This window comes from Konateibacter massiliensis (assembly GCF_900184995.1).
Taxonomy (GTDB): domain Bacteria; phylum Bacillota; class Clostridia; order Lachnospirales; family Lachnospiraceae; genus Lachnotalea; species Lachnotalea massiliensis.
Genome location: NZ_LT860097.1, coordinates 211,356 through 235,921, shown reverse-complemented (window position 1 = coordinate 235,921; position 24,566 = coordinate 211,356). Strand labels below are relative to the sequence as shown.

Here is a 24,566-nt window from a genome sequence, read left to right as displayed (position 1 = left end):
CTTGTGCTAATCGTAACCTTTATTCAATATCCTCTACCGGCTTAATTACAGAAACGATTTCATCCATATATTCAGGATTATCGGCAGCAATCTTCGTGATATCATTTTTCACTTTTTTGATAATCTCTGTATTATATTCCACTCTCTTTCGGAGGTTCTGGCGTCTTACAATCAAGTTATGCCTTGTCTCAATCATCTCAATATTGTCAACGAGCGCCAATGCATGGTGTACCCAGAAGGACGGGGTATTAATCTTATAGCGCGTCAAAATATTGGTAAGCTGTCTGTTGTGGTAGTCCAAATCAGAAGTATTCATCTTATATCTTTGACTCTCTGCTTTCGCACTCAAATACTGCTCCCATAAAAAGGCAAGCTCTCTTGCGCTTCCCACATTATATTTGTCATAAATGGAATCCAATGCGTTTGTAGAATTTACATATCTTATCTTGGTGCTGTTCAAAAGCCCGATGGCACGGTTAATTTTCAACTCATATTTTCTCAGCTCCACAATACTGTATCTGATTTTTATAAAAATTGCCGTTGATGCCACCGCACCCGCCAGCACCGCAACACTAAATCCAAGGGATATATTCATATTGAACAGATTGTTCAGTATAAACAGCATCAAAAGGGTGATAATCAGTGTAAACAATGTTATGACCGCCAACGCCTTCATATTTTTCAGGCTTCTCACGGTATCCTTTCTCATAAAAACAAGGGAGGTTTTTTCACCTTCCAGATACCCCAAATCCGTTTTAATGAGGTTTTGTTCCTTCTCCCTGGCGTCCAAATCCGCCAGAACCTTCGGGATGTCATCCTCATTCAACTCAATCTGAGAGTACTGCAAATCTGTAATCTTAGAGGAGGCTGACTGGTAGCTCTTTCTCTCCTTGTTTAAGCCCACAATTTCACGAGCCAAATCCATAACCTCAGCCTTGTTGTTCTCTGGCAGCTTATCAATCTGCTGCATATCACTTAGATAGGTGGTAACCAGATTGTATTCCTGTTTTGCATCAGCCAGCTCCCTTGCCGCTACTTTAATCTGATCACAGCTATATTGAACGTACTGATCTCGCTGCTCTTTATTGTTTACATTAATCTCCTCGAGATTTAGATTTTTTTCCTTTAAATCATTTTCTACATCCGCGATAAGCTTCTCACGCTGTGTCTTATTTTTCTTTTTCAAACCATCAAATAGCCCCATTTTATCCTCCTTGGTGACGTTCATCAGCCCGTATAATTTCTATATTCTTTCTTCCATTCGTTGAGCAGATGTTCCAAGCCTTTGTAATACTCTGCCACATGATTTTCATTTTTATATCGAATGACGGTGTTCAGCTTGACAAGCTTATCATTTTCCTCGCTTGTCGCCGCACTTTCCATATCTGCCAAAAACACCTCTCTGTAATTTCCCTGAAGTAGTGCCTGAAAATCTTTTCTTTCTTCCTCGTTCATCATGGCTGCCGCATAGGAAAGGTTCTTATAACTTTCCTCATCAGGCTTTTGCTCATATGCCCGCTTAAAATAGTTTGCCGCCTCTTTATATAGGAAGAGATTAGCATAGGCAACTCCCATATTATTATATACCTTTTCCATATGGGGATTATCCTCTCTCGCCTCCAGTTTCTTGTATTCCAAAATTGCTTCCATAAACAGCTTGCTCTCCAGAAAATGTGAGGCACGCTCCATCATCTTTTCCAAATCACTTTGGTGTTCATACTGGGACAGACGTTTCCCCGTCTCTTCCTCGTCTTCCTCTGTTATGTAGCCTACATATCGCAAAACAGCCATCACAAAGCTGTTGATATTACCAAGGTTATTCCTAAGCTCCTCCCCAAGCTCTTTTAGCTGCAGTTGTGTCTCAATCCATTCTATCAGCTCGTCATTTATGATAGCTTCATCCATCCAATAGATATTATCATACAGAAAATAGCACAGCTCCTCCAAGGTATATAAATTAAGATTCATACTGGCAATGAAATATGGTTTTTCCGCTTTTTTTTCATGACATAATATAATCCTGCCCATTTTGCCCCTTCTTTCTGTCTATAAAAATATTTTGTGCTTCCACACTTTTCCTGAGGACTCATAAAACTCACCAAAGCCTAAATCAGATACCGTAATCACTCCCGCATTAGCAGATTTAAATTTTATCTTAAGTAAAAGCCGGACCGTCTTATTCGGTCTCTTCGGCAAATCATGAAGATTGACAATCACAGTTCGTGTATCGTTGTGGTCAATGGGCGTCAGCTTCAGCTCAATACATTCCTCATCCTCCAGCAAAAGCTCACATCTTTTCGTGGAATCATACCAATTTTCATCTGCACTTATAAGAGGGTAATACTGCTTCTCTCCCCGGTAAAAAACGTCCAGCCCGATGTTATATTTCAGCTTATTATCACCGAGAAACACATATTCTTCTCTGGCAGCCATAATTTTTGCCGCCGCTCGATAACAGGCACCCTTCGTGTACAGGTTTTTCCCTTGAAAAACACGCCTTCCAAGGCATAAAAAGCGAAGGGTCTCCTTTGCCCACTCTCCTTCAAAGCCTTCTCCGCATAAAAACACACAGGAAACCTGATTTCCGCCGAAATATTGCTTTAGCAGTCCCTTGACGTACCCGTCCTTTTCTTGGTCATCCAGCTCGCTTTCTATCCTGCCAAAATTCTCCCTGCTTATTGTAGCAGTGGTTGGTGTTGTTTTTGTGTTTATTTTTAAATTAAATGCCTCCAAGTTATCTTTTATATATTCCAGCAAAATGACATTGTAGTTCCAAAGCTCGCTCTTTTGGTGAATCGTATAGCTGGCAAAACTCTCCTCATGGTCCTGTACATAAACATCCTCCGCACGGACTCCTATAGCAGAAGCGCTCTCTTTGATTGCCTTGACCAGATTTTCATCCACCATCTCCACCGTAAACACAATACAGTCCGGCACCTTTTGTGGAATTCCTTCATAGGTGAGAAAGCCAAGCGTTCTTCGGATAAACAGCTCCAGTAAAAATGACGGAGAAAATTGCTCTTCCTCAATTACAACCGGTTCTGCCTCACTGCATTTTTTCAAAATATCGGTGATGAGGATACCTTCTTTTTTTGCTGCCCGCTTTACTGCCTCCTCGCCAAAATACCACTTGTCAAGCTCTTTGTTTCGCAAAAGAAGAGTCGGAATCTGAAATTTTTCCTGCCCCGCAGTGATACTGATTGTCTTTGGCTCTCCCTGGGCATGGTTAAAAAAACTAATCTGTGAATAGTCATTGCATAAGTCATATCCTATCATCAATTTATTTTGTGTAACATCCTTACTATCCACCTTGCGTTCCTCCTACATACTTTTAAACAGCAATGCGGCTGCCTGACTGTTCACCGCATACTTATTCATAAGCTCTAACAATGTGGCATCATCATTCATCTCGATTGCCACTGACATATCATTCAGCATATTATAACGGCTGCAGGAATTATTCAGATTCATTTCGCTTTTCACTATGGTGTCGCTTCTTACAAGCTCCTTCGAGTCACTCTCCTCAGTGATATAATACTGAATCTTCTCACCGTAAAAAACAGTGAACAGCTTGTGGTGAATACCCGGATAACTCTGCTGCATCTTTTCCACCTTATATTGTCCGTTACCAGCCATATCCTCTTGAATATAATGGATAAAAACAGGATGATCCATATCTGTCTTGTGCTCCACCAGACATTTTCCCGCATAGCAATACGGAGCCAGCATTTCTTCTCCAAATTCTTCGTAAAATTTAAAATACATCTTGCGGCTTATGAATTCCTGCAATGTAGATTTTACATACTCTTTTTCCTCACCGGTCAAGGAAAGGCACCTTGCATAGTATTTCAGCATTGCCAGCCTGCATGTATCATTTAACATTCCCTCTATATACTGTTCGCGTTTGATATACTCAAAAGTCTTTTTCCCGACCCTTCTGTCGGAAACAAAAAACAAATAGGCATAGTAAGTTAAGAAAGCTTGTGCGATCTGGGTCTTTGGTCCCTTACTGTAATAGTAATCAAAAATATCATCAATCTCTTCCAGATATTCATTCGTAAACAATATCTGTAAAATAATGCGCTCTGAAAGCTCATAAGCATCCACATCAAATTTGTTTGCAGCCGCCCAGATATTTCTCATCTCGCCAAGTGTGCCGTTAAAATATAAAATGAGATATCTCAAAATAATCTCGTCATATTTTTTCTCCTTGAACACACTATCCGCCATAGAAAGCAGAAGTTCATCCTTTTCGTAATCTCGTTCAAAAATCAGCCTGCTTGTCAGCTTGATAAGCTGTTTGACTGAAATGTCCTCATGACCATACTGGGAAATCCCCTCGTAAGCTTGCTCATACACACCTTTCATAATGAGATATTCGATTGCCTTCGTTCGATGCAGACACTCCACCTTACCCCATTCCATATTGATAATATGCTTTTCGAGACTGTCCTCGTCGTGCTCATAGCAATAATTAATCACTACTCCTCGAAGGAATGCTTTATATTCTTCCTTTACCTCTTTTTCCTGAAGTATCTCCTCCAAAAGCTCCAAATGCTCTTCCTGAATCAGACTACCGGAAATCAAATTCTGGCTCACGTTTAATCTGACATTTTTATTTTTCACATCAAAATCAAAGCATTTCTTAATGTAAAATGCTTCATCCATCAAATATTTTATTTCATAGTCCACAGACGACTGATAACGATTCCCTTCACCATCCAAGAAGGAAACCGCATAATCTTTCGTGTACAGTTGAATATACGCCTTTTGCTCGGTAATCGGATATATTTTTTCCTTTTTTAAATGCTTATGTATGACTGATACACTTTTTATTTTAGAATTTTTGCACTCCAGCTCACAGCCAAATATAATCTCTGCTATGGCGCCTGCAAGTTCCGGCGTAATGCTGTTGAGCGAAAGCATTGCATCATAAATAAACGCAAGCTTTTCACTGTTGCGCTTCGCCATAAGCTGCTCCATCATAAACTCCTCAATGTGCCGCCTGTAATTTTGGAATAATTCTGGGTAAATGTCTCTCTGCTTGATAACCTTTTCATAGAGCAGTGCACTTTTTTTATAATCCAGATTATTATAATAATCAAAATACATCAGAACCGATTTTGGAATGTTTTCCTTGTAATCCATCGGAATTGAGTACATATAGTACTCAAACAGTCTTGTAATCCGAACATCCTGCTCCACTCCAAGACTATACCACTTGAAATATTTTGTATCCGTTCGGTTGCCCTGTATCAAAAGTCTGCAAATCGCGCTCAATATCGTCTTGTCGTGATACTGCCCATATCCGTAAATCAATATGTGAAGAAGAAGGGGATTGAACTCCTTTACTTTAGCCGCGAGCTCAACCGTCTGTAAGGTAACCTCTTTCGAAAGCACCTTGTTTTTCACTGCCCAGAAAAGTACCTGAAGCTCAAATTTCCCGAGCTTTTGCAAAGGAAAGACATCCGCCTTTATAATCCGATATGCCTCAACATACATAATCGGACTACCGCCGCGATGGTTATACTGTTCTTCCATCATTGCAAGCTTACGCGCTGAATCTCCCAACAATGCGCTGTCCAGATAAAGCAGTACCCACAATATCCGCCAATCCTTCTGCTTATGATATATTCCTCTTATCTCATCTGTAACCTTTTTGGTGTATTTTATATCCTTCGTCCAGTAGGTCGTCAGATAGAGATAATACGCATAAAGCCTGCTGTCCTCTCTGAACTCTTTTTTATTCTTCTCAAAGTCCTTCACCAGCTCATGAGCTTCATGGCTCTTTTTCTGCAACGTAAAGAGATGTGCACGAAGCAGGATATATTCCTTATTGTCCGGCTCTAGTGCAAGCAAGGTATTGACATATCCCATACACTCCTTAACCCATGGATTGGTATTCGTTCTCCTGCAACGATAGGAAATATAGAGCTTACACAGCTCAAATATGCTTTCTTTCCTCTCCTTGCTATTCTGGCGTCTGCGGCTTTCCTCTTCCTTCTCCTCTGAAAAAACAGTAATCTCATAGACACTTTCTTTATTGATATTGCTTATTTTAATTCTTCCGCAATTTTTGCCGGCATGAAGCTTATCCTTTCGGATAATGTACTCCAAAGAATAATTATTTCCGATAAAGTTCTCTGTCTTGATTGAACCTTTTGCCAATTCAATAAAGTCACAGTCTGTCGTGACCTTGCTGTCAATATAGCCCCATGTATTTTTTGTGAGCAATATTGCTTCCTTTTCATCAGTCTTTAAACCATATACGCTCTTATTTGTCTCATTCATCTGAAGAGAAATCGGACTTTTCTTATGAATGCCGATTAAGAACTCCTCCATACACTGCTCCGTGACCTGTTCTCCCGAGGTAAGTGCCTGATATAAGTTCTCGTATCTCTTATCGTTATTAATAAATACCGACGTAAACTCCGGCATTTTAAATACCTCAAACGCCTCCTGCCAGTTAGTCGCCGCCAGATTGGTAAAATGAAATAAGTTGCTGATTCGCCCCATCGAGGAGGTAATCTCCTGCTGATTGATATTCACAACGAAAGGTAGTCTAAATTCACCCCCGTTACTTATAATATAAAATCTTCCTTTTACCGTTTTTCCCTCGCAAAGTCCCTTTGCATGAAATCGAAACAAAATTTTTGCTTCCGTCCCTATAAACTGCGAATTCATACATTTCATACGGTCCGTAGAGGTATATATCATGCCCTTCATTTTACCAGTATTTAGGCTCTTTAAGGAAAAGTGCCCTTCAAAACACTCATCCTTGTTGATATTAATCTCAATCAACGGCGTAGACAGCTCTATTTCCGGTATATTTAGTTTAAAATTTCCTCGTCCCAGTTCCTCTACTCTTTCACGCAAATTACTCACCCACTTTTTAGTCCCTCTTTATTGTTTATTGATTTTTGCAGCAAAATAGATATAATATTCATTATAACACTATAACTATACTTCGTGCAATATCCGACTTATTTTACGGTTTCGTCAGAAAGGAGTTTTTATGATACGACATTCCGACCATTTTCACGGCAGCGATTTAGAGGCAATTGAGGCTGCCTACGGAATAAAAAAAGAAAACATTACAAGCTTTAGCGCAAATGTAAATCCGCTCGGTGTTTCTCCTCTATTGAGAAAGACTTTATCCGATAAGATTGATGCCATCACGTCTTACCCAGACAGGGAATACACCTCCCTTCGAAAATGCATCGCCGCTTATGCAGGCTGCGACTATTCACAGATTATTGTAGGAAATGGCTCGACTGAGCTGATATCCCTATTTATTCAGATAAAGCATCCTCAAAAGGCGCTTATCCTCGGACCTACCTACTCGGAATATGAGCGTGAGATTTCACTCGGAGGCGGAACCTCCCTCTATTATCCGTTAAAAGAAGAGGAAGGCTTCAAAATCAATGTGGGCGACTTTTTAACCCATCTTCATGAAGGAATTGACCTGCTCGTAATTTGTAATCCGAACAATCCAACCTCTACCTCTGTCACAAACGAACAGATGAGGTTGATTCTAGATCACTGTAAGCAGCATGATATCTTTGTGATGATTGATGAGACCTATGTAGAATTTGCCGATAATATGGAGGAAATCGAATGTGTTCCTCTCACCCTTTATTACAATAACCTGATTATTTTAAGGGGAATATCCAAGTTTTTTGCGGCACCGGGTCTTAGACTAGGCTATGCCATAAGCGGCAATATGGATTTAATAAAAGAAATTAATAAAAGAAAAAACCCGTGGACAATCAACAGTCTTGCTGAGGTTGCCGGAAGCATTATGTTTACGGATACAGAATACATTGAGCAGACCAAGCAGTTAATTTCTTCCGAGAGAGAAAGAATTTATACTCTTCTCAGCAAAAGAGAGGGCCTACATGCCTATCAGCCTACGGCTAATTTTATGCTGGTTAAGATTTTGAGAAAAAATTTGACCTCACACGACTTATTTGATGCTGCTATCCGCAAAAATCTGATGATACGCGACTGTTCTACCTTTCCGTTTTTGAGCAATAAGTTCTTCCGCTTTTGTTTTATGGAACCGGAGAAAAATGATGAATTGATTGCTTGTATATTGGCGTGTTTAGAGCAGGATTAAGAAAAAAAGAATGTGCCTTAGCACATTCTCGGGCTGAGCACGCTTGGCTCAGCCTACATTTTCCCCGCGTGGGTGCGCATATCACCAACGGTCACACGCACAATTTAGTTGCAAAATCTCAATCACTCGTGAGTTTATCTAAAACCTGATTCATCTGATTAATAAATTCTTCTGACGTATATTGTGGAATTAGCAATAGCTGTGACTGTTCTTCTATTGCTTTCTTAAAATCGGCATTGGACAGTCCCCATGTAAAGCGAGTATAACTGGCCTCCTTCGTCTCTTCCAGCAATCGTTTCGTCATATTATTAAAGGGGTTAATGGGATTATCACTAATATCCAGCGTCACAAAAGGGTTGGATTGATATATATATTTCGCTTCGCAGTATTTTTCTGCCAGAAAGGCAGCCACTTCCACTGCGAGTTCGCTGTTTGGAGAATTCGGATTTACTGCATAACCTCCGATTGTTCCGCCGCCCACCCATACATCTTTTGTACTTTCATAGGACTCCAAATCATATGACGGATAATACATCCAGTCTACATCCTCCCCCATTGCCTTATATGCAGATTCCATCTCCCATTGTCCGTTTATCATCATCGCTGCCTTTCCCGAATAAAACAGTTCGGATGCCTGATCATATGTAATGCTTGTAACATTATCGCTAAATAAGCCTGCATGCGCCATTTGAGATACAATCTCAGCCGCTTGTGCATACCCGTCACTAAGCATTCTTTCATTCCCCTTGTCCAATTTATCTATGCCTTCTCTTTCAAATCTCGTAGCAATGATATCATAAAAGGCAGTAGTAACCCACTTTTCCTTTCCAAAAAGTGCCATCGGAATAATACCGTTTTCTTTAAAAACTTTTATTACGGTTAAAAGCTCTTCGTATGTTTTTGGCACTTCGAGATTGTACTCTTCAAAAAGGGCTTTGTTATAATACCATACCACTACTTCATTTCCGGCATAAGGAAATGCATAAATATTGCCATCTGTATCATATAGGATAGATTCTGCGTTTTCTGATACTTTATCAAGAAAGCCTGTACTTTTAGCCGCATCATTTAATATCATAATATTTCCTGACGTCTTGAAGGAGTGAATTTGTTGTCTGCCGGCCTGATAAATATCAGGCAAGTTTCCTGTCACGGCATAAGTTTGAAGCTTATCTCCGTCATCTTGAGCCTGTATATCCAGTTCTAATTTTATATTCGGGTAAGCTTCTTTTAATTTTTCAACCGCGTAATCATATGGGAATTTTGTTTCATCATCCGCATATTGAGCGTAAATCCTTAATGTGACTTCTTCATTTTCTGCTATCTCTGGTTCTTTGATTACTGTTTTGTCTCTATTTCGCAAAAATAGTACCGCAACCACAGCTAATATTATTAATGCTGCAATAACATATCTTCTTCCCTTCCCCATAATCTTTGCTTCCTCCATCAACTGCTACTTACTAACCGTTTTCGGTGATATTCCGTAATACTTTTTAAAACATTTACTGAAATAACTCACATCATGATAACCGACTTTTTCGGCAATTTCAAACAATTTATAGTCCGTCTCTCTGATTAGCTTTTGAGCTTTTTCCATTCTGAATTTGGTGATATACTCACTTAACGTCATATTCATTTCACTTTTAAACATTTTTCGTAAATACGTTTGATTTACTAATAAGCTTTTTGAAATATCTGCAATTCCCATTTCCGGATTTGTATAATTTTCTTCAATATAATTTTTTGCACGATTTGCAACTTCATAGGTCTTGGATAATTTATTTTTTGCTTCGTATCGAATCACCCTATTGTAACAATTCATTACAAATTCTTTTTTCCGTTGATTGCCGATACCGCTTCTTAACAGTTCGTAATACGTGTAGTCTTTTCCGAATATATCCATCACCTCACGTCCGTTTTTAACAATATTAGATAACAATATACTGAATAAACTTATGCATGTCAGGGTATACACCTCATCGTCATGAAAACTTTCTACCCGGACTAATTCATCCTCCAAAATTTGGGTTAATGCTGCCTCGTCATTGATATCTAAATATCGATTAATATTGTCTACCACGTCCCAAGAATAAAACTCATGATTTTCTTGCAAATCCAGCCTCTTATAATCCAAAATTTTTCCTGCTGTCTGCCCGCTGTTCATACCGATTGCTCGAATGGTCTGGTAATAACCTTTTTGTATTTCCATAATTCCATCGCAATAGTCACTGACACCTATCGTGATATTCAGCCCCAAATAGTCTTTTACCATTTTAATTAAATCCTGAAACTCATATTCTTTGAATTTTTTCATCGTCTGCTGGGAATCAAAATTTAATATAGAAACAATATTGTTCTCAAAATCCGAAAAAGTCATATAAGTTCCATCAATATCTATCATTTCACCCAACATATTTACAATAATTTTTTCCCAGTTTAGCTTTGTTTCGTACTCTGCTATGTTTTGATATAAATCTATTTTGATTGTATACACCAAAAAGCAGTTAGAAATGAATTCAATTTTCCTCTTCTTTAACTGATGTAATGCTGCTGATTCTTCCATGTTTCCTTTTGAATATATAAGTCTTCGAAGAACCTCTTCCTTCTTAACAAATTCATCCTCCTGCTGAATCGTTTTTAATTCCAGTGCCCTATTTATATTATCCTGCAGCTTCAACAGGCTAAGCAGCAGCTCTTCCTTTTCAAAGGGTTTTACTATATAATCGCAAACACCGATTTTCACTGCCTTTCTGGCATATTCAAACTCATTGTTACCGGTAATTAAAATTACGGAGGTTTCCGGATAATTGGCAACTATAATCTCTGATAATTCCAGCCCGTTTGTATAAGGCATCGTTATATCCGTCAGCACAATGTCTGGATAATAGGTTGTAAAAAGCTCCAAGGCTTCTCTTCCGTCGTGAGCCTCACAGCATATCTCAAATCCATAAGCTTCCCAGTCAATACAGCCGCGCAAATATTCCAGAAAAATAGGCATATCATCAACAATCATTATTTTTATCATACATATCACCACTTGGAATGGTAACCTTAATCTGGGTACCTACCTGATACTCACTTGTTACCTCAATTCCAAATCCTTCTCCATAAAATAGTTTAAGACGATGGTCAACGCTGTACACACCGAAATGACCTTGCGGCTTGTCCTTTAACTCAAGCATTTTCTGCAATGTTTCCTCTTTCATTCCAATTCCGTTATCCTTCACGATTATTTCAACAACCGTTCCAAGATTTTGACTTATAATCGAAATATTTCCCCACTCTTCTTTGTATTTCAATCCATGATATATGGCATTTTCTATAAGAGGCTGCAATGTCATTTTAGGAATTTCCACTGTACCTGTCCCTTTCCCCACACTTATATCATAGGTAAATTTATCCTCATAACGCATTAATTGAAGTTCTAAATAATCCTGTACAATTCTTATTTCCTTCTCCAAAGGAACAATTTCCTCACTGTTTGATAAAGAATTTTTATAATAATCAGCCAGTTTTTTCGTTACCCTTTGGGCTGTTTTATTTTTATTCATCTGAAGCAGCATAATAATAATCTCTAACGTATTATATAAAAAATGTGGTTTTACCTGTTCTTGAATCAGTGCTAATTCATATTCTCTTTTTTTCTTCGCCTCTTCATCCACTCTTTGTAATAACGCGACTATTTCTCCCGTCATATAATTAAATATAGTCCCCAGCTTACCGATTTCATCTCCTGTCTTGAATTCAAAGCGAACCTGCATATTCCCGTTGGCTATTTCTTCTGCACCCTTTTTCAGAATGACCAATGGTCTTGTAATGAATTCCGTAAGGAAAAAAATAAATACAACAAGAAGAATGGCAATGATACTGCCAATCCACAAAAAGGTATATACAATATCTAAAAATTCAACATTAAACTCATCCAGATTTGTAATTCCGATGACTCTCATTTCATATTCATCACATTTTAGTGAGGTATACAAATAATTATTTCCCTGCATTTTGAAGGTCTGGCTATTTGAGTTATCTAAAAGCTTTTCACTTAAAATCAGGTTATACAGCTTCTTGTCATCTGCCTCCATTTCTTTGGTATGAACCAGGTAATCATTTGCATCTGCAAGATAATAATAACTTACTTTATTGTCAAAATATTTCTCTATCTCATCTGACATTATATTAATGAATAGATAACCTAATGTTTCTCCCGATTCCTTCTCGATAATTTTCTTTCCGAATGTAATTACATCGGAATTTTCTAATTCGTCATATAAAAATCCTTTTTCAATACTAAAAAGAATGGTTTTACCCGTCGTTTCTTTTACCTGCTCATAATAGGGGGACGCCTGAATCTCCTGTGCCGTTACAGTCATATAGGGATCTGTCGTATAAACACTCCCATTCACATTCATATACACAATGGATTCCATTTCTGTAAAAATAATGCCTGCGCTATTCAGCTCTCCTAAAATTCTTCCATCCCTTGTAACCTCAATTAATTCTTCATCCATAACAGAATTAATATTTAACGCAAGATAATTGGAACAGGTTTCGGCATTTGAAAAAACTTTTTCAATACGGTCAGACATAACAGAACTGTTTTCTTCCATATTTTGTCTGCTTCTCTCTGTGATTGCCTTGTTATACATCTGGGTCATAATAATCGCAAATAATAAAAGAGGGATAAGTGCTACCACAAGAGAAATAAAAGCAATTTTATATTTTAATGAAACATTATAAATTTGTTTTTTTAATCTTTGTAACATTTATCCCACCACCTCTATTATCTTTTTATCATTATAATAGAAACCTTCTATAAAGTACACGTTTTCTTTAGCCTTTTACTGCTCCGCCGATTGTCATTGCCTTTTCAACCTTATCACTGAATATAATATAGATCAGGATAGCCGGTAAGCTGGCAATTACCATTGTTGCTCCCATTCCGCCCCAGTCAGTCGTAAACTGTCCCTGGAAAAATAAGACGCCGAGAGGCAGAGTTTTTAATGCTGCATTACTTCCTACCAATACATTCGCCAGAATAAATTCATTCCATGCGGCAAGGAACACATAAATTGCTAAGGTTGCTGTTGCCGGTCTCACTAAAGGAGCTATAATTTTGAAAAAGGTCTGATAAATATTCGCCCCGTCTATGCAGGCTGCCTCTTCTAATTCTAAAGGTATCCCTTTTAGGAAGCCATGATATACCATCGTTGAAAACGCAAGATTAATTGCCACATAAGGCAAAATAAGCGACCATCTTGTATCCGATAATTGTAAGCCCTGCACGATTTTAACAAGTGGAATTAAAATAGCCTGCACCGGAATAAACATCCCTGTAGAAACTAAAATAGCCAGTGCTCCCCTTCCCTTAAATTCCATTCTGCACGTTGCATAGGAGAACAGCAGTGCGCATAGTAATGTGATGATAACGGTTCCTGTCGCCACCAAAATACTGTTAAAGAAGTATGTAGGTACATCATATTTGTTCCATGCATTCACATAATTTTCCCAACGAAATGTTGTCGGAATGCCATATGGATTTGTTACAAAAATTTCCTGATTATTTTTAAAAGAATAAAATATCATCCATACTAACGGATACAAAGAGAATACTGCATATGCCCATAAGAAAATAGAAAAAATGATTCTTCCTGCTTTTGACTTTGTTTTCATGCTGTTTTCTCCTTTCTTATTCTGAATTTTCTAGTTTTTACTACATCTGCTTCCGATTTTTTAAACAATGCATTGATTACTACAATTGCCATAAGGCACTCTAACACCAAAATACTGGCAGATGCCAAACCGTAACCATATTCTTTACTTCTAAATGCAGCGCTGTACATCATATATGCCAAAGTATAGGTTGAAGTTCCGGGTCCGCCTTTTGTCATAATAAACATTTCTGTAAACGCCTTTATTCCGCCTGTTATTGCAATAACCAGGCAGCTCTTATAAGTTTCTGCTAAAAGAGGAATTGTTATTTTTCGATGTGCAACGACTGTAGTTGCTCCGTCAATTTGTGCTGCCTCGTAATAATCGGTAGAAATTGATTTAATGCCTGCACAAATCAATGCAAATTGATAGCCCATCCACTGCCACGCATTCACAAATGCGATTACATATATGGATTTGTATCGATCACTTAGCCAATTCTGCCTAAAATCAATACCCATACTTTTTAAAATTTGATTGAACAGTCCGCTTTCTGTATTAAAGATTGACAGCCATAGCTGGCACACTACCGTTACCGATAAAACAACCGGAATAAAGTAGGCAACTCTGAAAAACTTTCTTGCCTTAATCTTGGTATTGGATACCGCCAGCGCAAATATAGTTGCAAGTATCATTTGATATACGGTAACTATAACTGCAAAAATAATCATATTCTTATTTGATGTATAAAAAAGATTATCTGTAAATAATCTCATATAATTTGCTAATCCGGTAAAAACTGCCCCGCTTATACCATTCCATTTTGTAAAGCTATAAATAAATACTTGAATAATCGGAATAAATACAAAAGTCACAAAAATGATTAATGCCGGCAATGTAAAACATGCAATTGCCAATTTATTACTCCTAAATTTTTTCATTGACTCTTCCTTTCTACTATTACAAATATAAGGGGCATTCCTTCCTCAAAAGAAATGCCCGCTTTCTTTAGCTAATCATTCATTCGTTTGATTACAGAGTCCATTTCTTCTACAAATTCATCTGCTGTATATTGGGTAGATAATAAAAACTTTGTCTGATCCATAATACCTGTATTAAAGATTGAATTTGTTAATCCCCATGTAAATTTAGTCGTTGATGTTATCGTCGGAATAACATCTGATAATTCCTGCATCATTGGTGTCAATTCCGTTTCAGCCGTTACACCTGTGTCTACCGCAACAAGTGGATTCGAGCGATAAAGAACTTTTGCTTCACAATACTTTTCTGAAATAAAAGCTGCTACTTCGGCTGCCAATTCAGCATTTTCGGAATCCGGATTTACCGCATAGCCGCTCGTAGAACCACCGCCTGCAAATACTGTTTTACCGGCTTCATAGGACGCTTCATCCGGTGCCGGGTAATACATCCAACCCACATCTTCACCAAGTGCCTTTGTAGCATCTTCAATGTACCACTGTCCGTTTAAGAACATTGCCGCTCCTCTTTCTAAGAACAACGCGGAAGCCTGGTCATAGTTTGTATTTGATACATCCGCTGAGAACATGCCGGCATTTACTAGCTGGCTCATCGTGTTTGCTGCATCTACATATGCCTGATCTGTAATCTGAGCTTTTCCTTCATCTAAATCTTTAATTCCGCCTGCCGTATATCTGGTCGCAATTGCATCATACATTGCAGTTGTAACCCAGCCTTCCTGGCCAAACATAGACATAGGGGTAATACCGCTGCTGTTAAAAACCTCAATGCATTTTAATAATTCTTCATAAGTCTTTGGTACTTCTAAACCACAAGCTTTAAATATTGCCTTATTATAATACCATAATACATATTCCTGACCTGCATAAGGGAAAGCGTAGATATTTCCATCATCCGCGTATAATAATTCTTTACAGCTATCATATACTTTATCTTCGAAGCCCGTTTCTTTTGCTACATCATTTAAAATCATAACCTGATTTGTCTCTCTTAATGAGTTAATAATTTCTGTTCCTGCCTGAAAGATATCCGGCAGATTATTGGAAGCTGCCAAGGTAGAAAGTGTCATACCATCATCTTGTGATTGCACAATTAATTCTAATTCAACATTTGGATATTCTTTTGCCAATTGCTCTACTGCATAATCATATGGAATTCTGGTGTCATCATCTGCATACTGTGCATAGATTGACAACTTCACTTTATCGCCCGATTCCTTTGTACTTTCAGTTTCTGCCACCCCAGCAGCCGAAGTATCCGTCGTTGTTGTTGTTTGACTGCCGCAGCCTGCCATAAGTGACGCAGCCATTGTTGCAGCTAGTAACACACTTAGTAGTCTCTTTTTCATTCTTCCATCTCCTATAATCTTAAACTTGTAAAACATTTTGTATATTTTAACGAAACGCTTTACTGTTGTTTGTTACACTTTCGATTATAGTTGTACACCCTGTATATATCTATGTAATTTCCGATGTGTTTTTTGTAATTTTCAACATATTTTCTTATGGGGGCAAGATTTTCTATCATGCTTAAGTTACAATTTCCTTTTATATAAAAAAATCCCCCTATTCCTTGTCTCAATCTGACAACAGGATAGGGGGAGATTTAAATTTGCTATTAAAACCAATGCGTAATTCCGGTAATCGCCTTTGCCTTTTGCATAATATCATCTTTGTTCATTTTCAGATAAATTTCCAATTGCTGTACTTCGTCCTCTGAAAATCCTTGCTGCTTTTCAATCTTTCCATCCGGAACAATTCCCTCCGCATAAGCATGATCGTCCTCAAAAGTCACACGCACAATTCTTTCTTTTCCTCTGGATAACACACAGGAATGTGTCATTCTCAGCTCACTTTTTCCTCTTTCCATAACAGCATTCCTCCTATTAAATCAAGGTGATAGGTTGCTTTTGTTTTTTCTGCTGTTTTTATTATACTATTCCTCTCCTCATATCGCAAATTAAATTCATTCATATTTTATTCATCATTATTCTTTTAACGTTAACAATTCATTCAATTTATCATCACGATTTCTACACATTTTATGGTTATACTAAGTTCATAGATTAAGCCAATCACTTATTTATATAGATAATCTTTTTCATATTTATTTAAGGAATTTAATTCCTTAAACTCCCTCCCCCCTAAAAGTAACCGAAAGGTTACTTTTTTTTGTAAAATAATAAGGAATTGCAATGTAATTTCTTATCAACTTGCCATTGACATTCACTTTTCTTTCTGCTATGCTAGGGAAACAATGGAGGGTACACCTCGTGTGCTGGATAAGTTGCCAACAGAAATGTTTGGTCACTTATCCTTTTTTTATTGCAAATTAGGAGGAATTAAAATGAATACCAAAAATCAACCATCAAAAAAAGGTACTATCTTATTAGCGCCTCAAAAATATTTAGGGGCAAAGGGACTTATTCTGTATATCTCCCTTATGTCAATGTTTATCCCGCTGTCCATTGACATGTATCTCCCCGCCATGCCTGCCATGACACAATATTTTAATACGACCGCTACAATGGTAAATCTGACCCTAATCGCTTTTTATTTCTTTTTTGCAGCCGGCATTATTTTATTCGGACCGCTGAGCGACAAGTACGGCAGAAAAACCATTCTTATTCTCAGTTTAAGTTTATATACTGCCGGAAGTATCGCATCTGCCTTATCCGGCTCAATTGAACAGTTAATTCTATTCCGTGTGGCTCAGTCTTTAGGAGCTGGCGGCGTTGTCGCTGTGTCAACCGCCTTGGTAAAGGACTGCTTTTCCGGGAAATTAAAGAGCAAGGTGCTCGCCGTTGTCCAGGCCATGGCTGTACTAGCACCTATGATAGCACCAATTGCGGGAGCTGCCATTCTGCGTGTCGCAGAGTGGCGAGAAACCTTTTGGGTTTTGGCTGTCATCGGCTTAATCACACTGTGCATAACGTTTCTCTTTCAAGAAACCTTGTCCGTACATGAGCGTTATAAAGGAAGTATCGGCGGTTCACTGGTAAGGCTGGTCAGTGTAGGAAGGAATGCAGGCTTTACTACTTTCCTTTTCATCGCATCCGTTCTTGCCGCCCCTTACATGGCTTATGTGACGATGTCTTCCTATATTTATCAAAATTATTTTACATTGAACGCACAAACATACAGCTATTTTTTTGCTGTCAATTCGGGGCTTGCCATTTTAGGCCCTGTCATCTACATACGCACAATCGGAAAAATGTCAGCCCGCACCTTTTCATGGCTCTGCCTTGGCGTAGCGCTGGCAAGCGGCATCGGAGTTCTTGTATTTGGTAATCTTTCTCCGGTTGCGTTCCTGCTCACCTACCTGCCGTTTACTCTTATAGAGGGTGCCGTACGTCCTTTCAGCACGAACATTTTGCTGGACCAGCAGAGTGGGGATATCGGCTCTGCCTCCTCGCTGATTAATGCCATTCACACGATACTCGGAAGTGCCGGCATGGCGCTTGGCTCCTTGGCTTGGAGCAATATGGTACATGGTTTGGGAATCATTATGATTTCCTCATCTGTCATCGCCATTGCCGTATGGGTAATCTTTTTGAAGAGTAAGCTTGTGGTAAAAGGGCTGAAAGAATCATAAAGTGTGAGCTTACTTAGACACTTTCTGCAATTTCCTTCAACTCTTCAAAGGAGGAAATCTTAAAATCTGCCTTCTCATATCCCGTGGCGTCGCCTATACCTATTGCCGTCATTCCCCCACTTTTTGCGGCATCAATTCCGGCGTAGGCGTCCTCCACCACAATGCAATTCTTTGGCTCTTTTCCCAAAAGCTCAGCCGCCTTCAAAAACACTTCCGGGTCCGGCTTACTCTTGGAAATATTATTTCCGTCGGACAGCGCGTCAAAATAGTCTTTCAAGCCGACCTTTTCCAGAATAAACCCTGCATTCTTACTAGAAGAGCCGATTGCCAGTAAAAATCCTTTGTTTCTGAGGTAATCGAGGGTCTCTCTTACCTGTGCTGTCACATCCTTCTCCGTCATCTGTTTTAACAGTTCCTTATAGATGTTGTTTTTTTCCTCCATCATCACTGCTTTTTCAGACTCCGTAAGCATCCCGTCATATCGCTCCAATATGATTTCCAAGCTTTCTGCTCTGCTTACCCCACGAAGTCTGTTATTGATAATTTCATCGAAATAAATTCCCTTGTCATCTGCCACCTTTTTCCATGCCTCGTAGTGATAGCGGTCAGTAAATACAAGAACACCGTCTAAATCAAAAATAAATGCTTTATCGTTCATCTGCATCCTCCGTTTTCTGCAATGCACACAGCTCCTCTATTGCCTTTTTAAGCTTGTCCGGCTCAAAAGGCAGGTATTCCATATGAGTAATCTGCTCTAAGGTCTTTGCGCCCATCTCCGGCTCCTTTGAAGCCGCAATACCGCCGATGGCAGGCACGTACCGAAATAGAATCCCCATCGCCTTCTCATCGTTGGAGAGGCGGGACAGAGTCGTTTTCTCGTGATACGGCTTTCTAAAATCTCTTTTTGGCATATAATCAAAATCATAGCTTCCCCCGCTCAGATGCTTCGTCTCACCGCCATACTCCGGCAGCTCCACCACTGCCTCACAGGCAAACGGAATCTCGATATGAATGCAGATATTTCCTTCTTTTTGAATACTCCAATTACACACATAGGTTCCCCATGCTGAATTGTAGCTTCCCTTCACATAAGGCAAGCGAATATCTGGTTTTGGTGCAATGACTGCCTTTTGGAAGCCTTTCTCAAGCGGGCGGATTCCAGCCAGATATGCATAGGCAAACTCCATAACTGAGCCATAAGCATAGTGATTCAAGGAGTTCATACCCGTATCACTAATTGTTCCATCCTCCGCAACAGAATTCCACCTCTCCCAAATAGTTGTAGCCCCCAGATTGACACTGTACAGCCAGCTCGGGAAGTCTTCCTTCAATAAAAAGTCATATGCCAGTTCGTATTCTCCGATTTCTCCAAGTACCGTACAAAGCAGAGGCGCCCCGACAAAGCCGCATTTAATCTGGTTGCAGTCGCTTTGAAGCCGCCTTTTAAACTGTTCCTTCAGTTCTTCCTTGTCGTGATAAATGCCAAATTTAAGCGCTATAATATACGCTGCCTGTGTGTCGATAGCAAGCCTGCCGCTTGGCGTGAAAAATTCATGAAAGATTGCCTCTTTGATTTTGCTTTCAAGCTCACCGTAATGTGCTGCATCCTCTGTCTTTTGAAGCTTTTCTGCTGTTTCTCGTACCAGCTGTACAGAGCGGTAATAGTAGACCGAAGAAATATAGGCATCATCCGTACTTCCCTTAAAGCTTGTAGGAGTCGGTCCGTCAAGTGCAAGCCAGTCGCCAAAGGTAAAGCCCGTATTGTATAAATATTGACGGCCTCTTGCAGCATCCTGTCTGTCAATGTAGTCCACCCAATCCTTCATAATCGGATAGCAGTACTCCATTTCCTCCACAGAATTGTAATACGTAAACAACGTATTCGGAAGAAGCGTTGCAATATCGCCCCACACGCTTGAGGCATCCTTTTTATGTCCGATGTTTGGCAAAAAGTTAGGTATACCACCGTCTAACAGCCTTTGTTCATCCCGAAGGTCCTTTAAAAATTTATGAAAAAACGCTCTTGTATCCATATGATAGCTTGCAGTCGGGGCAAAAACTTGCGCATCCCCCGTCCAGCCAAGCCTCTCACTTCGCTGCGGGCAATCCGTCGGCATATCTAGGAAATTTGACTTTAAGCCCCACAAAGTATTCTCATAAAGACGGTTCACCTTTTGATTTGCAGTCTCCAAATAACCTGTCCTTTGAATATCCGAATACAACGCCCAGCCTGTAAAATCCTCTTTTTTCAGCTCGCCAACCCAGCCTTCCACTCTCACATAGCGAAAACCAAAAAAGGTAAAATGAGGGCGCACCACCTCTTTTTCTCCGCCAGAAATATAGACAAACTGAGATTTTGCATCGCGATAATTTTTATTGTAAAAATTGCCCTGCTGTAAAATCTCTCCAAAACTCAAAATCACCCTTGTATTTTTAGGCAAATCAACCGTAAACTCCATAAATCCCGCAAAATTTTGTCCCATATCAAGCACAGTTTCGCCAGCCGGAGTCGTTATAATCTCCTTTACCTCCATGCTTTCCTTTGCAAGCACAGGAAGGCTCAGCCGATCCATAAGGTGATGTTTCGCCAGATTTTTCGTTCCGTCTGAACGTTCCGGCTGCCAAAGCACCTCCACAGGTTTTTCCTTATTGTCTTTATCGCTCCACAGCAGGCGGTTTTGTATCTCCCCGTCATAAATGCCGGAATCCTCAATATCTGAGCCGCAATAGCTCCATGTATCATCGGTACAAATACACTCCGTGGTGCCGTCCTTATATTCCAGATAAAGTTCCCCGATAGCTGCCATTCTGTCACCATAGTTTTCTTTTTTTAATTCCAGTCCAAAAGCAGCCATGTACCAGCCCTTTCCAAGCAAGATTTTAATATCATTATCCTCGCCTGTCAAAAGCTCTTCTTCCATCGGAAAGGTCATAACCTGAATGTTTGTCTCATAATGATTGATATAAGGTGCCAAATATTCCTCGCCAAGTTTTTTTCCATTTAAATAAGCCTCAAAAAGCCCGACGCAGGACGCATAAAGTCTTGCCCGCTTAACCGGCTTTTCCACAAAAAAGCTCTTCTTTAAAACAGGGTGAATCTCCTCCTGTTTTGGAGCTGCAATCCACTCAGCGTTCCATTCTTCACTCATCTTTCCTGTCTCAAAGAAACAAGTTTCACTGACTGCGCTGTCTCCGCCATCGCCCCATACCGATACGCGGTAGTAGTAAGTGGTGCGAGGCTTTATCCCCATTTCGATTGCCTCACCGCCCTGCTTTAAATCCTCTCCTTCTTTTTGAAACAGAATTTGTACAAAGCTATCACTGTCACTCACTTCAATTCGTGCTTTTTTCTGTTTTTTGCTCTCTGTATCTGTCACATTCCATGAGCAGACAAGATATTCATAGTGAAACCCGACCGGATTTGTTATTCCGTTTATCTGCAAGTTAGTAATCTTCATACGTTCCTCCATTTATAGGTTTTCACCCTAATATTTCAAATCGTCCCTGCCGCAAAATGCGTCAACCGGGGATTTTCCCACAAATTTGCTTCTTCCCATTATCTTTTCCACAACAGCCTCAATTACATATTCGGAATTGCAATAGCCGTTTACAAAGGTTTTAATCATCGGCGCGTCTAAGAGATGATACGGATTTCCCACACTGATGAACATAACAGGCATCTCGTTTGCCATCCAAGGCATATTATTTCCCAGTCCGAACATGGTATGCCAGTTTAAGCGGGATACTGTTTTATTGGAAGCCGTCTCGATATTTCCAATGTAGAGAATTAAATCGTATTTTTCCTTAAAAGAAGTCACACTATCATTCATCACCTCGAAGCCTTCTTTTTCGTACTTTGTCACCGCAAAGCCTTCTTTGGTAAGCCTCTCGATGAAGGATGCTGCAACACTTTCATTTGATTCGAATTCTCCCATCATCTCCAAAAGAATCCTCTTATGGCTCTTTACATTTAACGGAAGCAAACTCTGCGTATCTTTCACAAGTGTAATGCCTTGGTCTGCACATTCTCTTGCCCATTTTTCATGCTCTTTGATGCGAAGAAGGCTAAGTGCCTTTTCATCCGGTACAAGCTTCTCCTCTTTTTGCTTTTCATGCAGCTTTAGTGCTGCCTTTGTCGCCAGAATTCTCTTAATTGCCTCTTCCAGCCTGTTTTCGGAAAGAATACCTTTTTCATAGCCTTCCTTCATAAAGCGGTAGTCTTCCTCCATATTTCGGTTGAACAAAAACATGTCGCAGCCGTTCTCAATGCTGAGCGGCACCGCGCTTGCCCTATCCATTGCGGCACAAAAACCTACCATTGGCGTGGCATCCGTCACAATCAGCCCGTTAAAGCCAAGCTTTTCACGGAGCAGATGGACAAGCAGATTTTTTGACAGCGTTGCAGGTATTACCTTGGAAACCGTTTTGTTATCAAAATACTCCTCATATGCCGGCATTGCAATGTGACCTGCCATGACTGTCAAAGTGCCTGCCTCTATCATCTCTGTGTAGATTTTCCCGTAGGTTTCATCCCATTCCTTGCAGGAGAGGGAATTTACACTTGTGAGGAGATGCTGATCTCTCTCATCTACGCCATCACCCGGAAAATGCTTTACTGCCGTGGCAACCTCCGCCTCTTTTGCACCTTCTATATAGGCTTTTCCCATCTTTATGACACGCTCGACAGAGCTTCCAAACGTTCTCACATTTGTGATAGGATTTCGGTAGTTGTAATCCAAATCCACAACAGGCGCAAACGACCAGTTTACACCGACTGCCGCACCTTCCGTGCAGCTCACTTTTCCAAGCTGGTATGCTTTCTCTTCACTGTCAGTCGCCGCCACAAGCATCTCCCGTCCAAAATAGGTTCCCTCTATGGCAGAGCCAACCCCGCCGTATTCCAAGTTAGACGAGACTAATAAAGGGATTTTTGAAGCCTTCTGTAATATTCTGTGAGCCTCCTGAAGCTCTTTTCCCTCACCCTCACGGTAGAGCACCCCGCCCACATGCATCGTATCAATAAAGCCTTTTAGTTCTTCTTCGTCTTTTGTAAATACAATCGGGCAAAACAACTGTCCGATTTTTTCTTCCAGTGTCATTGTTTTATACGTATCATCAACCCACTTTATCTGATCCTTCGTCAAATAAAACGGTTTTTCATTTAATCTCATCATAATGCACTCCTTTTGTTCATTGCTGCCTCTGCCTTAGCCTTTTTCTCCTTGAACATTTTAAATTCCACAATCTTATACGCGTTAAAGGAATATGCGAAAAATACCAGTACGATGATTCCGGTAATAACCGACTGCCACGCGGACGGAACCCCAAGCTTTCCAATTCCCGCAAAGATAACAGACTGCGTCAGCGCTCCCATGATAACACCTGTGTTTCGATCAAAGTATTTCGCCAAGATATTACCGATGAACATAGGTAAAAAGGCATTTTGCATATAGGAGGCGCTTCCAAGTCCAAGCTCCGGTGTCACCGTTCCGAGCACAGATAAGTTGACCACACCTGCTGCCGCCATGCACAGCCCCCCGATTGAAAAACAGATGATTGCATTTTTCTTCTCATTTATTCCTGTATTTACGGCAATTTCCTGCCCGCTTCGAAGGGAAAATGTATCAAAGCCAAATTTTGTTTTATTTAATGCAATATATAAAATTGCAACAATTGCAATACTTAGAATATAAACATAGGGCTGCTGGCTCCAGATTAACAGCTCATTTTTTCCAATCAGCTTTACTCCGGCACCTGCTGTGATTTTAAAACCTATCGCCTCATAAATCATAGCAAGACCAAGTGTTACAACCATTGGCGGCAGTCCAAGCAGCGTATATACGGTTCCGCTGATTGCCCCGATTACAGCGCCAAAGAACAGGCTCAAAAGCAAAAGTGCCACAGGTCCCAGATTAAATTGCAGAGTGATAAGGGAGCCAAGTATCGTCGATAAAATCAATGTGCTTCCGATACTGAAATCAAAACGACCGGAAGTCAAATTGTAGGATACCGCCAGCGCGATAAAGCCGGTGTACACGGTATTTCTCAGAATAACGCGAAGATCCGTTCCGACACCGAAATTGGTGACGCCCTTTGCCCTGCAAAGTAGCCAGAATATGATATAAACGGTGAGGGGAATGATAATCACCATCATTAAATTCTTAAGAATTTTCTTTGTTTTATCCATTTCAATCTCCTTCTGCCT

The 24,566-nt window shown here is 39.9% G+C and carries 17 protein-coding genes; 2 read left to right on the top strand and 15 right to left on the bottom strand.

Going from position 1 to position 24,566, the window contains the following annotated elements; translation table 11 throughout:
- Positions 1-19 precede the first annotated feature (19 nt).
- From CTY48_RS01085 to CTY48_RS01070, 4 genes are read right to left on the bottom strand one after another with little or no spacing between them, the layout of a single operon-like run.
- Positions 20-1,204: a hypothetical protein gene (locus tag CTY48_RS01085; protein WP_099466671.1), complete on the bottom strand. Its 1,185-nt coding sequence runs from the start codon at positions 1,202-1,204 to the stop codon at positions 20-22.
- A gap of 23 nt (positions 1,205-1,227) precedes the next feature.
- The gene (locus CTY48_RS01080; protein WP_099466670.1) at positions 1,228-2,028 is read right to left on the bottom strand and encodes a tetratricopeptide repeat protein; all 801 of its coding nucleotides are present in this window, start codon (positions 2,026-2,028) and stop codon (positions 1,228-1,230) included.
- A gap of 18 nt (positions 2,029-2,046) precedes the next feature.
- Positions 2,047-3,309: a DUF5716 family protein gene (locus CTY48_RS01075; RefSeq protein WP_099466669.1), complete on the bottom strand. Its 1,263-nt coding sequence runs from the start codon at positions 3,307-3,309 to the stop codon at positions 2,047-2,049.
- A gap of 12 nt (positions 3,310-3,321) precedes the next feature.
- The gene (locus CTY48_RS01070) at positions 3,322-6,876 is read right to left on the bottom strand and encodes a DUF5717 family protein (RefSeq protein WP_143452676.1); all 3,555 of its coding nucleotides are present in this window, start codon (positions 6,874-6,876) and stop codon (positions 3,322-3,324) included.
- A 139-nt stretch (positions 6,877-7,015) separates the two neighbouring features.
- Between CTY48_RS01070 and CTY48_RS01065 the strand changes: the two genes are divergently transcribed.
- A complete protein-coding gene (locus tag CTY48_RS01065) occupies positions 7,016-8,119 on the top strand; it encodes a pyridoxal phosphate-dependent aminotransferase (protein WP_099466667.1) in 1,104 nt (367 codons plus the stop codon).
- 118 nt (positions 8,120-8,237) lie between these two features.
- On the opposite strand, the gene CTY48_RS01060 is transcribed toward CTY48_RS01065, so the two are convergent.
- The 7 genes from CTY48_RS01060 to CTY48_RS01030 form a co-directional block, all read right to left on the bottom strand.
- Positions 8,238-9,548 (bottom strand): ABC transporter substrate-binding protein, encoded by a 1,311-nt coding sequence (locus CTY48_RS01060; RefSeq protein ID WP_180272604.1) that lies wholly within the window; start codon positions 9,546-9,548, stop codon positions 8,238-8,240.
- A gap of 24 nt (positions 9,549-9,572) precedes the next feature.
- Positions 9,573-11,144: a response regulator gene (locus CTY48_RS01055; RefSeq protein ID WP_236354661.1), complete on the bottom strand. Its 1,572-nt coding sequence runs from the start codon at positions 11,142-11,144 to the stop codon at positions 9,573-9,575.
- Positions 11,122-12,882: a cache domain-containing sensor histidine kinase gene (locus CTY48_RS01050; protein ID WP_099466665.1), complete on the bottom strand. Its 1,761-nt coding sequence runs from the start codon at positions 12,880-12,882 to the stop codon at positions 11,122-11,124. Before CTY48_RS01050 ends, CTY48_RS01055 begins: the two co-directional genes overlap by 23 nt.
- Positions 12,883-12,949: 67 nt before the next feature.
- On the bottom strand, positions 12,950-13,789 hold the full coding sequence (locus CTY48_RS01045) for a carbohydrate ABC transporter permease (protein ID WP_099466664.1): 840 nt from the start codon (positions 13,787-13,789) through the stop codon (positions 12,950-12,952).
- A complete protein-coding gene (locus CTY48_RS01040) occupies positions 13,786-14,709 on the bottom strand; it encodes a carbohydrate ABC transporter permease (protein ID WP_099466663.1) in 924 nt (307 codons plus the stop codon). The genes CTY48_RS01045 and CTY48_RS01040 overlap by 4 nt, the downstream gene beginning before the upstream one ends.
- Positions 14,710-14,780: 71 nt before the next feature.
- Positions 14,781-16,115: an ABC transporter substrate-binding protein gene (locus CTY48_RS01035; protein ID WP_099466662.1), complete on the bottom strand. Its 1,335-nt coding sequence runs from the start codon at positions 16,113-16,115 to the stop codon at positions 14,781-14,783.
- Positions 16,116-16,384: 269 nt separating this feature from the next.
- A complete protein-coding gene (locus CTY48_RS01030) occupies positions 16,385-16,636 on the bottom strand; it encodes a hypothetical protein (protein ID WP_099466661.1) in 252 nt (83 codons plus the stop codon).
- Between the two features lie 477 nt (positions 16,637-17,113).
- On the opposite strand from CTY48_RS01030, the gene CTY48_RS01025 reads away from it, so the two are divergent.
- Positions 17,114-18,361 carry a multidrug effflux MFS transporter gene (locus CTY48_RS01025; RefSeq protein ID WP_099466660.1) on the top strand — a complete coding sequence of 416 codons (1,248 nt, stop codon included), beginning with the start codon at positions 17,114-17,116 and terminating at the stop codon, positions 18,359-18,361.
- A gap of 13 nt (positions 18,362-18,374) precedes the next feature.
- Here CTY48_RS01025 and pgmB read toward each other — a convergent pair whose 3' ends face one another.
- Genes pgmB through CTY48_RS01005 form a run of 4 tightly spaced genes read right to left on the bottom strand, consistent with a single transcriptional unit; the run spans position 18,375 to position 24,548 of the window.
- The gene (gene pgmB / locus CTY48_RS01020) at positions 18,375-19,019 is read right to left on the bottom strand and encodes a beta-phosphoglucomutase (protein WP_099466659.1); all 645 of its coding nucleotides are present in this window, start codon (positions 19,017-19,019) and stop codon (positions 18,375-18,377) included.
- The gene (locus CTY48_RS01015) at positions 19,009-21,819 is read right to left on the bottom strand and encodes an alpha-L-rhamnosidase (protein ID WP_099466658.1); all 2,811 of its coding nucleotides are present in this window, start codon (positions 21,817-21,819) and stop codon (positions 19,009-19,011) included. The genes pgmB and CTY48_RS01015 overlap by 11 nt, the downstream gene beginning before the upstream one ends.
- 27 nt (positions 21,820-21,846) lie before the next feature.
- Complete coding sequence (locus tag CTY48_RS01010) at positions 21,847-23,535, bottom strand: glycoside hydrolase family 3 protein (protein WP_099466657.1); 1,689 nt, start codon at positions 23,533-23,535, stop codon at positions 21,847-21,849.
- Positions 23,532-24,548 carry an ABC transporter permease gene (locus tag CTY48_RS01005; protein ID WP_099466656.1) on the bottom strand — a complete coding sequence of 339 codons (1,017 nt, stop codon included), beginning with the start codon at positions 24,546-24,548 and terminating at the stop codon, positions 23,532-23,534. Before CTY48_RS01005 ends, CTY48_RS01010 begins: the two co-directional genes overlap by 4 nt.
- Positions 24,549-24,566 lie beyond the last annotated feature (18 nt).